Below are 241 nucleotides of genomic sequence, written 5' to 3'. Positions count from 1 at the left end.
CAGTGTCTTTCTTTAAAACGAACAAAGGAATTCTTTCAAGATTGTTTTGGGCATTCGATTAGTGAAGGAACTTTGGTAAATCATACAAACCGTTTTTCGGCTCAATTGCAGCCTTTTCTCGAAGAAGTAAAAGAAAAGGTTCTGCAGTCTCCTGTTGTCTATTTTGATGAAACTGGTATGCGTGTAGAAAACAAAACACAATGGTTACATACTGCCAGTACACCGGAGGTGACATTGCAAC

1 protein-coding gene is annotated in these 241 nt (G+C 38.6%); it reads left to right on the top strand.

Translation table 11 applies throughout. The features are described 5' to 3' along the window. The coding region (locus tag JDS99_RS31460) for an IS66 family transposase (RefSeq protein WP_199696542.1) at window positions 1–241 on the top strand (241 nt) is incomplete at both ends.

The sequence above is a fragment of the Bacillus cereus group sp. N6 genome, from assembly GCF_016483705.1.
GTDB classification, from domain to species: domain Bacteria; phylum Bacillota; class Bacilli; order Bacillales; family Bacillaceae_G; genus Bacillus_A; species Bacillus_A wiedmannii.
Note: the sequence above shows the minus strand (reverse complement) of the source record. Positions and strands in the feature narration are given on the sequence as shown.